Source organism: Ruegeria sp. SCP10 (assembly GCF_040329495.1).
Lineage (GTDB): Bacteria > Pseudomonadota > Alphaproteobacteria > Rhodobacterales > Rhodobacteraceae > Ruegeria.
In genome coordinates this window covers 1013094-1027059 of record NZ_JBDZYF010000001.1, presented here as the reverse complement: position 1 = coordinate 1027059, position 13966 = coordinate 1013094, and the positions used below count along the sequence as shown (strand labels likewise).

Sequence of the window (13966 nt, the reverse complement as noted above, 5' to 3'; positions counted from 1 at the left end):
TCGTTTTTTTTCCAGCCCCGCCGAATGACCGGTTCTGAGCGCCAGTCTGCTGCGATCTTAAGGCCAGATCATAACGTGGCTGAAGGGCCAAGGAAAGGCTGCTGCACAGGGTTGAGCAAGTTTTCCCGATTTCGGCTTGCCTATGATCTCAGTTGGGCTTAGACCGGGCCTCCGACGGGGAGGTGGCAGAGTGGTCGAATGCGGCGGTCTTGAAAACCGTTGAACGTGAGAGCGTTCCCAGGGTTCGAATCCCTGTCTCCCCGCCACCTGGCCCTTGCAATCCAATCTCTCCAAGAACGGTTCTGGCAACCAATACGATTTCCGGTCATCTGATCCGAGCCGAGAGTTGAAACTGCGTGAATTCCGCATGGCCCTGAGTTGATTAGTTTAAGGGATGCGTAAAATGAAGCGAGTTCTGACTCTACCGGATACAACTACGCTCGCTGTGTCGACGCACCTTTCCCATCTTTGCACCATGACTGCAATGACAAGGACGCTCACTACATTCTAGACAACTGGGGTTCGAGACTGCCTGACTCTGCGGCTGCTTCTTTTGATGCGCAGCTTAGCTCCAGGACTTAACGGAGACGACAACTCTGCCGTCTGGGCCGTCATCCAGTTCCACGCCAAGCGCTTCGCCGACATTCACCATCCCAAGTCCTGTTTTTGCCAGAGTGTTCAAGTGTAAAAAACAATCGCGTGGGTCATCAAACACATTTACGAACCCGTATTGCTTTTTCTCGCAGAACCATTTGACCCGTGCGGGCAGGTAAGTTCTACCTTCCTGTTCGCTGGTCCCTTCAGGCAGAAAATCTGGCACCGGTTCAGCCTGCAGCTCCAGGATCTCGACGATTTGTGCGCCCTTGGATGTGCGGCGCGTGAGCGCTTTGATTTCACATCCGGGTGCTATGGATGTTTGGCCAAACTCGTTGAGCGTATTCTGATGGAGCAGTGCATCTTTGCCCGTTTCGTCGCAGGTGACAAATCCGTATCCGTGTTTGGCAGCAAACCATTTCAAAACACCTGAAAACTGGACCAGAGCGGGATCGCCAAGCGTCGAACCATCCATAACAAGCTAACCTTTGAACATCACTATCTTGTTCTAAAACCTTCATAGTAAATGTGGTATTTGTTAGTCATGTTTTAGGTTACTTATGGTAAACTACAGGTTAACCCCCGCAGTGTTCGGTGCTTTGTATCCATTGGGATCAATGACGCCTCAACCCGCCACCACCATCTGTCGCTGAACACCTAAGCCTTCGATACCAAGTTCAAGGATGTCTCCGGGTTTCATGTAGACGGGAGGATTTTGGCCCATGCCAACGCCGGGGGGTGTGCCGGTTGAAATCACGTCACCCGGTTGTAACGACATGAACTGAGACAGGTGAGATACCACAGCAGCCACGCCAAAATGCATCGTTCGGGTTGAACCATCCTGATGTCGATGGCCGTTCACCTCAAGATAGATCGACAGGTTTTGCGGGTCTGGAACCTCATCCCGGGTAACCAGCCATGGGCCGATTGGGCCGAAGCTGTCGGCTGATTTGCCTTTGGTCCATTGGCCCGAGCGGTGCAGCTGAAAATCACGTTCGGACACGTCGTTGACCACGCAATATCCGGCAAGATAGTCTAATGCATCAGCCTCCGAGACATACTTGGCTTCCTTACCGATCACGACGCCCAGTTCGACTTCCCAATCGGTTTTGGTCGAGCTGCGTGGTATCTCGACCGAGTCATTGGGCCCTGAGATGGCCGAGGTCGCTTTGAAAAAGATCACCGGTTCGGCGGGCAAATCCATCCCGCTTTCCGCCGCGTGATCGGCATAGTTCAGGCCGATGCAAATGAATTTGCCAACCTGGCCGACGCAGGCCCCAATGCGCGGATTGCTGGTAACAACGGGCAGAGTTGATACGTCAAGCGCGCGCACCCGGTCGAGGGAGGCATCGTTCAGCATCTCACCCGTGATATCACCGACCACGCCCGACAGGTCCCGAACGGCACCGCCGTCATCCAGCATCCCCGGTTTTTCTGCGCCCTTTGGGCCGTAGCGAAGCAATTTCATAGTTTGCGGAGATCCTGATTGGCAGTGGCGTCAAGCGTCGGCTTTCAAAGCCTGCAGCCAGCAGGGTTTTGGGTCAACCGCTCTGTGCACTTTTAAACCTCAAAGGCTGAGGGGGGAGATTCCTCCGGCAAAAGCCGCAAGGATCGGTGCGGCCAGCGCGATGCCTGCACGCATGAAATCGCCGGGCCCATCTGACAGACCGTGTGTGGATCGCCAGCCATCGACATCGAAGTCGTCCTCTGCTTCGTCTATCTGCCGGGCAGCAATGGCCAGTTGTGTTACCCGACCATCCAGGATCAGTGCCACCGGCAGATAGAAGCTGAGCATCAGCAGACAGAAATAGGTTCCGGTGAACAAAGCCGATGCTGTAACCAAAGAGCTAAATGCGGCCTTTTCGGCCTCTGCAATGACGGGTAGGGGCCAGTACATCCAGCTTGACGCAAAGAACATCCCAAAGGTCAGGATCAGACTGGACAGATACAGCTGTTGTTTCATCTGGCGGATGCTGCGGGCCAGGCTGGCGGCCGTATCTTCGAGATCGTCACCGCCGCCAGATGACAGGCACAAGATCATCCCGGCAATCAGCGCGCCTACGGCCAGACCAGCCAGTGCGGTGACAATATCCATCACCCGCCGAAAGAGTGAGAATACGGGGATATCTCCGCAGGTGCCCAGCGCCCAAAGGTCATCAGGGCCATCGCAGCCCGGCAACGTGCCTTTGGACAGAGCCATCTCAAATAGCTCTTTTCCGACTTGCCCATAAATCTGCGGGGGCGTGTTAGTCATGTGCTGCTGAATGACCGGGATCATCGCAAGGCAGAAAACCGTTACAACCGTCAGAATTGCGGCCAGTCTGGTAGCGCGTTCCGTCGGTCGCCTCAGATTGCGTACAAGGACGGCGACCGGAAGAATAGCCAGCGCGACAAAGAACCATGACGCCGCAAGGAACCGGTAACGGCCAACGGTTTCCAACCAATCCTGATCCGCGATTAGAATGCCAACGGATAAGTCTAGGTCTTTTGGCAGCATGTGAGTCTGGATCAACTCATGGATCAGAAACACGCAAATCGGCAGCGCGACGATCGAAAAGTAATGCAGTTCTACGCGACGTTCGGACACGAGGGCGCCCCTTTGCGTGAAAATTCTCTAAAAAACAGAGCATAGCATGGAATGAGGCTGGTTTCACGGGGGATGGATGCTGGCCGCGGGATGCCCGCATCCGAGTTGCCCGGCCAAACTGTGCTGGATGGCGGTTTTTAGCCAATCGAGGCACGGGATGTGATAAGATCAGGCGCAAGAGATGTTTTGGTGGGGCCATGATTAACCCAGTTCAGAACTTTCACTACAACCAACAGCGCCGCGCCGGACCCCGGCCTTTGTTATGCTACAGCCCGTCGACGAGCCTGTATTTCGGGACCGAAGGTAAGGTTTCAAGCTGTTGTTACAATCGTGAACCGCTGGGCCGATATCCGGATCAATCCATCCGCGAAATCTGGCAAGGACGTCCAAGGCAAACCCTGTGCCAGCGCGTGGCGCAAGGTGATCTGGGTGGCGGGTGCAATGGATGCGGGTCGCAGATTGAAACCGGGAACTACGGCGCTGTCGTCGCACAGCATTTCGATCGCTGGAGCGTTGACCCCGATCACCCGACCTCGTTTTCGTTCGAGCTCCACAATGCGTGCAATCTGGAATGCATCATGTGCAACGGGGAACTGTCTTCGCGTATCCGGCGCTACCGCGAGTTGCGCCCGGCGATGCCGCAGGCCTATGGGGGCGAATTTGTTGAGGAATTAGAAGATTTTATTCCGCATCTTGAAGGCACAACCTTCTATGGTGGCGAGCCCTTTGTGATGCGGCTTTATTATCAAATCTGGGAGAAGTTGATTACCTCAAACCCGGAGTGTGAGATTACAATTCAGACCAATGCAAGCCTGCTGCCGGATCAGGCCTTGTCTGTGCTTGAGCGGGGCAATGTGCATATCGGCATATCGCTCGATAGTGTCCGGCGTGAAACCTATTGCTCGATCCGCCGCAACGCGGATTTTGAAGAAGTGATTAAGAACACGCGTTGGCTGGCCGAGTATTCGCAGTACCATGACCGCCCATTCGGCATTTCGGCTTGCATCATGACGGTGAACTGGCAGGAATTGGCAGACCTGATAGCTTTTGCCGACGATCTGGGGGCGGTACTCTACTTCAATACGGTCTGGGAGCCGGAACACTTGTCGCTGGCCTATGCTGCACCGACCATGATTCAGCAGGTAATCGACCTGTATGGCAGGCTTGCCGTTGAACGGGGTTTGCGCGGACCTATGAATGCGGCGGGTGCTGTGACATCGACGAATTTGGCGGGGTATATCGCCTTGCTGGGCACTTGGTATCAGGCCGCAATTCATCGACAAAGCGAAGAGAAATTGGCAGAACTCAAGAGTTTGGTGTAGACTGGCGACAAGAATGACCGAAGCGAAACCGCAGCACAAAAGGGGCTGAGATGGCTAAGGCAACCCGCAAGCAACCCGCAAAACGCGCGCGCCCCAAGGCGAAACCAGCAGCGTCTAAGCCGCAGCCAGAGCCCGTTAAACCCGTTCAGGCGGGATATGAGGATGGGGTCAGCTCTACGGGCGGGCAAGGCACGCCCCATGGCCTTAGCAAACAGGCCGAATTGCAGGCCGCGATGGAGGAAAGCTATCGCCAGTTGCAGTCCATCTACACGGCCTTCACGCAACAATACACGGATGCCGGGACCCAGTATCAGCACCTGACTGAACAGGGCTATGTGCCGGAAATGGCCGATCTGTACAAAGAGTTCACCGAGACGCGCGGGGCCGAGATCGCACAGGAAGGTTTGCAGCTTGCAATCCGTTATGCGGCATCAGCTCAGGTGTTGTCGAAGCGCTATACGGATGAGCTGTTTCAGTTTCTCAACAGCCGAGGCGTGAACGGATACGCAGCCGAAGGGGCGACGGCCCCGCAGGCCGCAGCAATCACATTGTCCGGGTCTGCGGGCAGCACGCTTTCAGCCAGTTTTGAGGTCGAGAACAGCACGGCGGTTAGCGTCAGCCCGCGCGTGTCGACCACGCCGATTCTGGATGAAGATGGCGTTGCGATAGAAGGGGCCATGATTGATGTGATCCCGGACCTGATCAATTTGGCACCGGGTCAAAAGCAACTGGTCAAGGTGATGGTGCCTGTCGACGCTGATCTGTACCGCGCCGGGCATTGTTATTCGACAGCGCTGGTCATCGTTGGATTAGGACAGGCGCGTAATCAATTAATAACGCTGGAAATTGATATCAGTTGATCGGACGTTTCAATCGCCATATCCGATAGCTCCATTCACCGGACTTCATGGACTCGTAGACCGCTGATCCAGGGGCTGCCAAGAAATTGCTCATCTCCTGATCGCCTCCGAACGCGCCCAGACGCGAGGCCGCGATTTCATCGCAGGACAGCAGCACGTTCTGCGTGATGTCGCGCTCGTCTTCGAGCTTAAAACCGAGGTCCTTCAACAGTTCGAGACATTGGTTGAGCTTTCCCAAAGGCAGAAGGTCGGTGTACAGAAACGCCCCGCCGGGTTTGAGGACCCGCATGACCGAGGCATAGAAACGCTGTATCGCGGGGTAGGTGTGTGAGCTTTCGATATTGGTTACCGCGTCGAATTGCGCGTCGTCGAACGGTAGGTTTTCTGCATCACCCTGAACGAAATTCAAACGCGGATCTGTATGCGTCTTGCGGCAAAACTCGATTGCCGCGCCGGACAGGTCCAACCCTGTGACAGCGGCGGGATCGAAGAATTCAACCAGTGTGCGGGCTGTCCCGCCACGCCCGCAGCCCACATCCAGAACCGTCGACCCATCGATTGGGTGGGCCCCGATAACCTCAAGCGCCAGTTTGACCGAATTCCGGTTCATCATCTTATCGCTCAGGGGAACATCAGACGCCTCGGGCGCTCCGTTTGGTGTGTAGCCATAGTTCAGAAAATGCGCGAAGGTTCCGAAGCCTGAGTTGTCCAACTGCTTGGTGACACCATCATACATGTCCTGAAAGCTCTTCTTCGCGCCTTCCAGGTTCAGGTCTGGCTCTGGCGGCGGTGGTGGTGCGGCCTTAGCGGTGACCTGCTCATCAGCAGATGCCCCCATATTGGCCTCGATAATCGGGGCAAGCCCCGCAATGGTCGGAGTGTCGAAGATCTGGCCAACCTCGGGGTTGTAGCCAAACCTCTCTTCGATCCGCATGGTCATTTCGATGGCCAGCAGGGAATGCCCGCCCAGCTCAAAAAACTTGTCGTTTATGCCAACCGGGGAAAGGCCCAGCAGGTCTTCCCAAATCCCGGCGAGGATGGTTTCCATGTCGGTTTTCGGCGCTTCGAACGGATTGCTCAGGTTGGGGCGGCTGTGGCCAGTTAGTGTGGCCTCTGTGGCTTTGGGGGTGGCGGTGAACTCGACCCATTCCGCAAGCCGAGTGTTCAGCGGTGTGATCGATATGGCGATCTGATCGGTATCCAACGCAGATAAGCGGTTCAGCGCCTCAACCCCATCTGCGGGAGAGATTGCATCTTCCCCATGCGTCTGATCGGCAAAGGCCCATTGATCCCAGTTCACGCTGATCCAGCGCGTTGGTGTCGGCTGCGACGCGGCAAATGTGTCCAGCATCTGGTTTGCCGCCGCGTAGTAACCAAGGTTCAACCCACCCAGAACAGCCGACAGGGATGAGCCCAGCAGGACAAAATCCGGGGTATGACCCCGCAATACATGTGCAAGCGCGCGGGCACCGTTGATCTTTGGGGCGATCTGGCTGCTCAGGTCTTCGGTCGTCAGATCGCTGAGTTTGCCAAACCCGCCGCCGACATTTCCAGCCATGTGAAAGACGCCGTTTATGGGGCCGAAGGCTTTAGTGGCTTCCGACAAGGCCACCTGCAGGGCGTTTGCGTTACAGACGTCGGTCTGCAGAACTAAGAGATCTGTCTTTCGATCCAAATCCAGCAACCTGCGCGCCAGTATCGTCGTTTTATCGAACTCGTTGGGACCAGCGGCCAGCGCCTTCCACTCGGATTTTGCAGGCGCACCCGAGCGAGACAGAAGTACCAGCTTGGCCTTGTAGCGCTCCGCCAACATATCAGCCATCGCCAGCCCGATATTGCCTAAACCGCCAGTGATGACATAAACGCTTCCGGGCTTGAAAAAAGTGGATGTTTCGACGGGCTCAAGTGGTTGCGCCTGATAGCTGAGGCGATGCCGTTTCCCGTCGATGTAAGCAACCGAAGGAACAAACTGTTGCGCTTGCAGCTCGTTTATAATCCAGCCTGCCAGGCGTACAGCAGAGGACTTGGCCCGGTCGCTTTCCGCTATGTCGAACGAAGTGACGCGCAATGAGGGAACCTCCTGTCCCAGCACCTTTGCCAGTGCAAGCGTGGCCGAGGTTTCCACCCCCTTCGTCGCGTCGGTACGGGAGGGCTGCGCCTGTGCCGTGATTGAGATCATCCGAACCTTGGCAAGCCCGTTGGCTTTGGTGATAGCCATGGCCGCGTTCTGCATCGCAATCACGTTGGCCTCGGCGTCCCCAAGCGCGAGTGGCCACAGGTAAACGATATGCGAAATTGGGGTGTCATCGTCTCGCAGCGCGCTGGCGAGACGGGCGAAATGCTCTGAAACGGTTGGATCGACCGAGAATGCGCCATCCTTGCGGCGCATGAAACGTGATGAGGCCGTGATGGTGGTTACTGCGACGCCCTTGTCCCTAAGCGTTTTTTGCAATACTCGGGCTGCTGGGCTCTTGTCACTGAAAATCAGAACGCGCGCGTTTGCGGGCAGGTCATTGGTGTCCGTAATCGGGGCGTCTTTCCACTTTGGCACATATCCCCAATCGACCATCGCCTTGCGTGTTGCTGCGGCGTCCACGCTGGGATCTTCGGCGCCTCCGACCCAATAGCTATCCCGCTCAAACGGGTAGATGGGCACCGGTACTTTGCGTCTCACCTCCTCGGCATAGTATCGATGCCAATCGATCTCGGCTCCATGCGCCCAAAGCTGGCCCAGCGTATCGGTCGCCAAATCAGCCTCAACCTGCGGGCCGGACTTGCTGTCCATCGAGGGCAGGGCGACCGAGCCGCTTCCACTCAGTTGCAGCCCGGCAAGATTGGTCAGCGATCGTCCGGGGCCAACCTCAAGGAAAATCGCATCGGGCAGATCCAGCCCAGCTTTGACGCAATCGGCAAACCGCACCGCACTGCGCAGATGCATCGCCCAGTAAGCCGGATCGGTTGCGGCGGTTTTGGTCAGGACGCTGCCGGTGAGGTTCGAATAGATGTCGATCTGCGGTGCGCGCAGCTGAATGCCCTGAAATACATTAATGAAGTCGTCCAAAATTGGATCCATCATCGCCGAATGGAAGGCGTGCGAGGTGCGCAGGAGCGTGGCTTTGATCTTCTGGTTTTCCAGCCGCTTTGCCAGCCGTTTGATCGCCGGGCTTGGTCCGGCCACAACTGTCATTCCTGGGGCGTTCACAGCGGCAATCGCGATGTCATCCGGCAGCAGCGGGCGCAGATAGGCTTCCTCTTTCGGAACAGCGAGCATCGAGCCCGGTTTACATGAGGCCATGAGCGCCCCGCGCTGCGCCACCAGTTTTGCGGCGTCCTTAAGTGTCATCACTCCCGCCATCGCGGCCGCAACATATTCGCCAATGCTATGCCCGATCATGGCTCTGGGTCGTACGCCCCACGACATCCACAGCTGCGCCAAGGCATATTCGACAGCAAACAGTGCGGGCTGTGTGAACTGCGTCTGTTTGAGTTTCTCAGCCGCGCGTTCACGATCCATCTTCTTGGGAAAAACTATCGGTTTCAGGTCTAACCCGCTGCCATCACGAAAGGCGCGGCAGCACCGGTCAAAGGCCTTGCTGAAGACGGGCTCTGATCGATAGAGACCCCTGCCCATATCCGGATATTGCGCACCTTGGCCCGAGAACATGAAAATGACGGGCCGATCTTCGCCACTGGCTTCGATGGTGCGCACTTTGTCGCTGTTATGCGCCAGCAAGGCCAACGCGCTGCCTGCGGGGTTGTCAGCGTCTAAGCGCACGTAGCGCCGATGCGCAAATCGCGTGCGGGAGGTTTTTGTTGTGAAAGCAATGTCGGCGAGTTCAGACGGCGTGGCAGTCATGACACGACGTGCATGGGAAAGGGCCAACCGGTCCAGCGCAGCCTCATTGCGTGCGGACATAACGATCAGATGCTGCGCACGGCCCGGCCCTGAAGGTGCTTGTTTTGGAGGCTCCTCAAGCAGGATATGCGCGTTGGTCCCACCAACACCGAATGAACTGACACCGGCGCGTCGCGGACCGTCACTTGCCGTCACCTTGGTCGCGTCACGGTTGACGTAGAACGGGCTGGTGGGGAAGTCGATGCCCGGGGCGGGCACGTTGAAATGAGGGTTCGGGGGAATTGTGCCGGTCTCGGTTACCAGGGCGGCTTTGATCAGCCCCGTGACGCCTGCGGCGCAACTCAGGTGGCCCACATTGGCTTTGACCGAACCGATGGCGCAGAACTGCGTATCCTCGGTCGATTTGCGGAATACGCGCGATAGTGCCGCGACCTCGATCGGGTCGCCCAGCATGGTCGCGGTTCCATGCGCTTCGATATAGCCGACCGAGCGGGGCGGGATTCCCGCCATCTCGAACGCGGTCTCAATCGCGCGCGCCTGACCTTCGGCGCTGGGCGCAGCATAGCTGACCTTGTTGGACCCGTCGTTATTGTGGCCAAAGCCTCGGATCACGGCGCGAATGCGGTCGCCGTCGCGCAGCGCCTTATCCAGCCTTTTGAGGACAACCAGACCCACGCCGCTGCCAACAATCGTGCCCTGCGCCGCCGCATCGAACGGGCGACACTGACCGTCCGGGGACAGGATGCCACCTGCGGCGAACAGGTAGCCGCGCCGCTGTGGAACCTTGACCGTGACGCCGCCCGCAAGGGCAATGTCACAGCTTTCTTCAAGCAGGCTCTGACAGGCCAGACAGGTTGCAACAAGGGATGTCGAACAAGAGGTTTGAACCGTGATCGCAGGACCGGTCAGGTTCAGCTTATAGGCCACCTGCGTGGCCATGTAGTCCTTGTCGTTGGTGATCATCAACTGCATGCCGTCCAGAAAGCCCAGGCGGTCAAGATTGCGGTTGATCAGATACAGGTAGCCGGACAGTTCACAGCCGCCAAAGACACCTACGTCTCCTTTGTACCGGTCGGGCACATAGCCCGCATCCTCAAGCGCGTGCCAAGCGCATTCCAGAAACAGGCGGTGCTGCGGGTCGGTCAGTTCTGCATCACGAGGGCTGAACCCGAAGAATTCGGCATCGAACTTGTCGACGTCATCCAGCAGGGTGGCCTTGTTGACGTAGTTAGGAAGCTCATGCAGATCTTTCGGAACCTGCGCGCCTTCCATCTGCTCGGGTGTCAGAGTCGTGACCGCCTCGTGCCCCGCCAGCAGGTTCTGCCATAACTCATCGACACTGGCCGCGCCGGGAAAGCGGCCCTGCATGCCGATAATGGCAATCGACGCCTCATCCGGCGCGATGGAGGTCCTTTGTGTGTTCATTCAAGGCATCATCAACATAGTCGAAAAGCGTGTCGGCGAAATCCGGGTTGGTAAAAGGAAAGAAGTGATCGCCCGCAAACAGGCGGCATTCAAAACGGCTGCGCGTACGGTGTCGCCAACCCAGAATGCTGTGGAATGGCACCTGTGGATCATTATCCGATCCGACAGCCAGGATCGGGCAGGGCAGCGGAGAATGCTTGCTGGCGCGGTCAGCCTCATAGGTTTCGAGCAGCGCAAAATCGGCGCGCAAGGCGGGCAGCATGCGATCCATCAGATCGGTATTGGCTAGAACTTCGGGCGGCGTACCATTGATGGCTTCGATCTCGGCCAGAAACGCGGGCCGAGGCAGACCAGATATCTTGCGGTCGCGTTGTGCCATCTGCGGCGCAGGCCCCGCGACGATCAACAGATTGGGAGCCTGCTCGTCATCTGCCAAAGCGCGCGTGACCTCATAGGCCAGACGGGCACCGAAACTATGGCCGAAGATGGCAAAAGGTCGGTCAGCCAAAGGCTGAAGACGCGTTACAATCGACTCGATCAGGTCCGGCCAGCTCTCAACGGGCGATTGATCCATCAGCCGCCCACGCCCCGGCAGGGTGACAGCTCGCACATCCAGAACCGGCGCAAATCCGCTTATCCAGTCGTGAAAGCGCTCAGCCGCGCCTCCTGCATGCGGGAAACAGACCAACCGACCCGACAGCCCGGCATGGGTAGGGTTCTGCGGAGTCAATGCGATTTCTACACTCACAGCGTCTGTCACCTCTGGTGATACCCATATGCGCAGCGCGCACCCAACCACTGATCTGGCCCGATCATAGCATGAAATCAGCGTTTTGGCGCGGCCCGCCTTGTCCCGTCCAGGTTCTGGCGTGAATTGGAGGGCAAAATATGCTACCCTAGCGAAACTTTTTGCACAGTTTTCGTGCCAAACGCTTACTCAGGTGCAGCCCGCACCAGAATGGATTTGGAGGTGACTATGCCAGGCGGCGGCAAAGGTGGCGGTGGCAGAAGCACCGTAAATGTCAACAACGGACCCATTAACATTGACTCTGACACTGACGCAGATGTCACGATCAATGGTTTGGATGATATCGGTGTCACGCTAAACGGGGGGCAACGCCCAATCCGGACCGAGACGAAGTTGGAAGGCGGCGATCCGATCAAGACGGAGAGCGTTCAGGACCTTAAAATCTCGGAACCGATCGTCAGTGAGAACACCACAGACCTGACGCTTGAGATCAAGCCGCTATCGGTTGATCTGAAACCCGTAGCGTTGGATCTGTGCACGACCGTCAACTACGGCAAACTGCCGACCGGCATCATCCGGCAGCCCTATCACCACCATATCGGAGTGACCTATATGGGCGTCGAGTATTACGGCGTGACCTATAGCGGCGAAAGCAAACAGGTCTACGAAGAACTGTCCTTCCGCCCCTCGGTACAATTTCCGGCGCAAAGCGCGGCCCCTTCGGGTGGCGCAGCTGCGGCCAAACCGAGCCCATCTTCGGGCGGCGTGAAAATCCACATCAAATAGGGATGCGAGATGGCGACGGCTGCAAAGAAAAAGACCCCTGATGTCTCACTTCTAGAGCCGCTTGTTCTGACGGGCGCGCCTGGTGCGTTGCACGGTACCTTGGCGTTGTCGAACACAGGTGCCGAACGCAAAGCCCTACGGGATTTGAAGCTGACAGAGGTTAAGCCCAAGACGCGCGGCGCAAAGGCTCAGCCACTGCTCTCGGCAGATTTGCCACGGGTCAAACTGCGTGCTGGTGCCAGTAAAACTGTTCCGATCACTGCAGCGCTTCACCCATCAACCCCGCCGGGGGTCTATAAGATGTCCCTGCCGGTTGATGGCACCAACCATCCGGTCGAGGTGATTGTTACCGAGGTTGTCGATTTTGAAATCACACCGGATGAGGTGTTTCTGGTCGGCAAACCGGGGGCCAAGATCAAAAAACTGATGGTGTTCCGAAATCACGGCAACGTTCCGATCGATGTCCCCGCAATCGGCGCGATCCAACTGGATCTGGACCTGCTGCATTGTCGGGCGCAGCGCGAGATGCTCAAGAAACTGCGCGATACGGAGCGGACATTGGACGACGTGATGCGCGCGATGTCGTTGAGCTATGATGCCGAGTTGGAAAGTTTCACGCCGCTGAAGGTCAAGAACGATGCTGTGACCGTTGGCGCGGGCGGGACTGTGTCGCAAATATGGGAATTCACGATACCGGGTACTATTCCAAAAGGCGTCGATGCCACGGCGATGATCCGGGTTTCGTCTGAAACCGTGACAGTACACATCTTGGCGGTTTGAACGCAGCGCCCGGAATAAGGAGGCAAGACCATGCAAAGGACGATCACACGACATTCTGGCGGGTACGATAAAAAGCCCGAAGTCTTCTACGGGTACTGCTATCAGACTCGCGGCATGCGGATGATGGATTTGGATGACTATCTGGGCAATCTGCGGGAAGGGTATATTCAGATACAGGCCTATACTCAGGGGGTCTACCGCGTGCCAGATGGAAGGTATTCGGGCGCTTGCAATGAAAAAGATTGCGGCTGCGACTGCGATACAAAGTCTTACGACAGTTGTTGCGATTGTTGCATTTGTGAAGGTGATGTGCTGATCGAAGCCCGCTGTTCGGAACGCCGGGTGATTTCTCTGACTTTCGCCAATGATACACGCCGCACGCGCGAGGTGGCGCTATCGCTAAGCAGTTTCACCACCGCCAGTGGGCACGATTTGGGGTGGACGGCCGCCCTGTCTGACACAAAGTTCGAATTGGGCCCCTGCGAAGAAAACGTGGTGCAGTTGGTGGTCAATGTCGATTGCGCTGCCTTCCACAAAAACGGTGGCTCTGGATCCGCGGCGGCGGGGCGAGGCGACAAGACCAAGGAAAGACATCTGGATGTCGATCGATGCGAGGTGGCATATGCCCGGGTCAGTGCGGATGGCTGTATCTCGCGCCCTGTTTTGGTTGCTGTTGCTGTCTTGCCGAACCATTGCGACAGCTATGTCGCTGCATGCAAGTGCGGGTGCTGCTAGGCGGGTATTGCTGGCACCGAACAGGTCCTTTGCCCGTTCGTCGGGCGAAGCCGTACATGTATTTCGGAAAAATCATAGGTCTGTTTGGATAAAGTAGAATCTTGCCGATTCCGGCTATGTCGACCTTGAAGCGCGATAGCTTCGCATGTTTGTCTTTTGGAACATGTGTTTTGCTCACAATCAAACGCTAACAAACTGAGAACGCACATGTTGTCAATAGAATAAGCGCGCGCGCCGGGACGCACCGGAAGACTGCGCGCTACATGTCCAACA

Annotated in this window: 10 protein-coding genes and 1 tRNA gene; 6 read left to right on the top strand and 5 right to left on the bottom strand. The window is 57.0% G+C overall.

The window, feature by feature from the left end:
• Positions 1–176 precede the first annotated feature (176 nt).
• Positions 177–266: transfer RNA gene (locus ABLN87_RS05215), tRNA-Ser, on the top strand.
• 299 nt (positions 267–565) lie between these two features.
• Here ABLN87_RS05215 and ABLN87_RS05210 read toward each other — a convergent pair.
• The 3 genes from ABLN87_RS05210 to ABLN87_RS05200 form a co-directional block, all read right to left on the bottom strand.
• Positions 566–1069 carry a cold shock domain-containing protein gene (locus ABLN87_RS05210; RefSeq protein ID WP_353008068.1) on the bottom strand — a complete coding sequence of 168 codons (504 nt, stop codon included), beginning with the start codon at positions 1067–1069 and terminating at the stop codon, positions 566–568.
• 150 nt (positions 1070–1219) lie between these two features.
• Positions 1220–2062, bottom strand: coding sequence for a fumarylacetoacetate hydrolase family protein (locus ABLN87_RS05205; protein WP_353008067.1), 843 nt, complete (start codon positions 2060–2062; stop codon positions 1220–1222).
• A gap of 99 nt (positions 2063–2161) precedes the next feature.
• Complete coding sequence (locus tag ABLN87_RS05200) at positions 2162–3181, bottom strand: hypothetical protein (RefSeq protein ID WP_353008066.1); 1020 nt, start codon at positions 3179–3181, stop codon at positions 2162–2164.
• Between the two features lie 197 nt (positions 3182–3378).
• Between ABLN87_RS05200 and ABLN87_RS05195 the strand changes: the two genes are divergently transcribed.
• On the top strand, positions 3379–4503 hold the full coding sequence (locus ABLN87_RS05195; protein ID WP_353008064.1) for a radical SAM protein: 1125 nt from the start codon (positions 3379–3381) through the stop codon (positions 4501–4503).
• 50 nt (positions 4504–4553) lie between these two features.
• Complete coding sequence (locus ABLN87_RS05190) at positions 4554–5363, top strand: hypothetical protein (RefSeq protein WP_353008063.1); 810 nt, start codon at positions 4554–4556, stop codon at positions 5361–5363.
• Here the strand turns inward: ABLN87_RS05190 and ABLN87_RS05185 are convergent.
• Both ABLN87_RS05185 and ABLN87_RS05180 read right to left on the bottom strand, forming a co-directional pair.
• Positions 5356–10644 carry a beta-ketoacyl synthase N-terminal-like domain-containing protein gene (locus tag ABLN87_RS05185; protein WP_353008061.1) on the bottom strand — a complete coding sequence of 1763 codons (5289 nt, stop codon included), beginning with the start codon at positions 10642–10644 and terminating at the stop codon, positions 5356–5358. The two genes, ABLN87_RS05190 and ABLN87_RS05185, sit on opposite strands and share 8 nt — an antisense overlap.
• Positions 10610–11392 carry a thioesterase II family protein gene (locus ABLN87_RS05180; RefSeq protein ID WP_353008059.1) on the bottom strand — a complete coding sequence of 261 codons (783 nt, stop codon included), beginning with the start codon at positions 11390–11392 and terminating at the stop codon, positions 10610–10612. The genes ABLN87_RS05185 and ABLN87_RS05180 overlap by 35 nt, the downstream gene beginning before the upstream one ends.
• 228 nt (positions 11393–11620) lie before the next feature.
• On the opposite strand from ABLN87_RS05180, the gene ABLN87_RS05175 reads away from it, so the two are divergent.
• From ABLN87_RS05175 to ABLN87_RS05165, 3 genes are read left to right on the top strand one after another with little or no spacing between them, the layout of a single operon-like run.
• Positions 11621–12178, top strand: coding sequence for a hypothetical protein (locus ABLN87_RS05175; protein ID WP_353008057.1), 558 nt, complete (start codon positions 11621–11623; stop codon positions 12176–12178).
• Positions 12179–12187: 9 nt separating this feature from the next.
• On the top strand, positions 12188–12958 hold the full coding sequence (locus ABLN87_RS05170; RefSeq protein WP_353008055.1) for a hypothetical protein: 771 nt from the start codon (positions 12188–12190) through the stop codon (positions 12956–12958).
• A gap of 30 nt (positions 12959–12988) precedes the next feature.
• Positions 12989–13693: a hypothetical protein gene (locus tag ABLN87_RS05165; RefSeq protein WP_353008053.1), complete on the top strand. Its 705-nt coding sequence runs from the start codon at positions 12989–12991 to the stop codon at positions 13691–13693.
• Positions 13694–13966 lie beyond the last annotated feature (273 nt).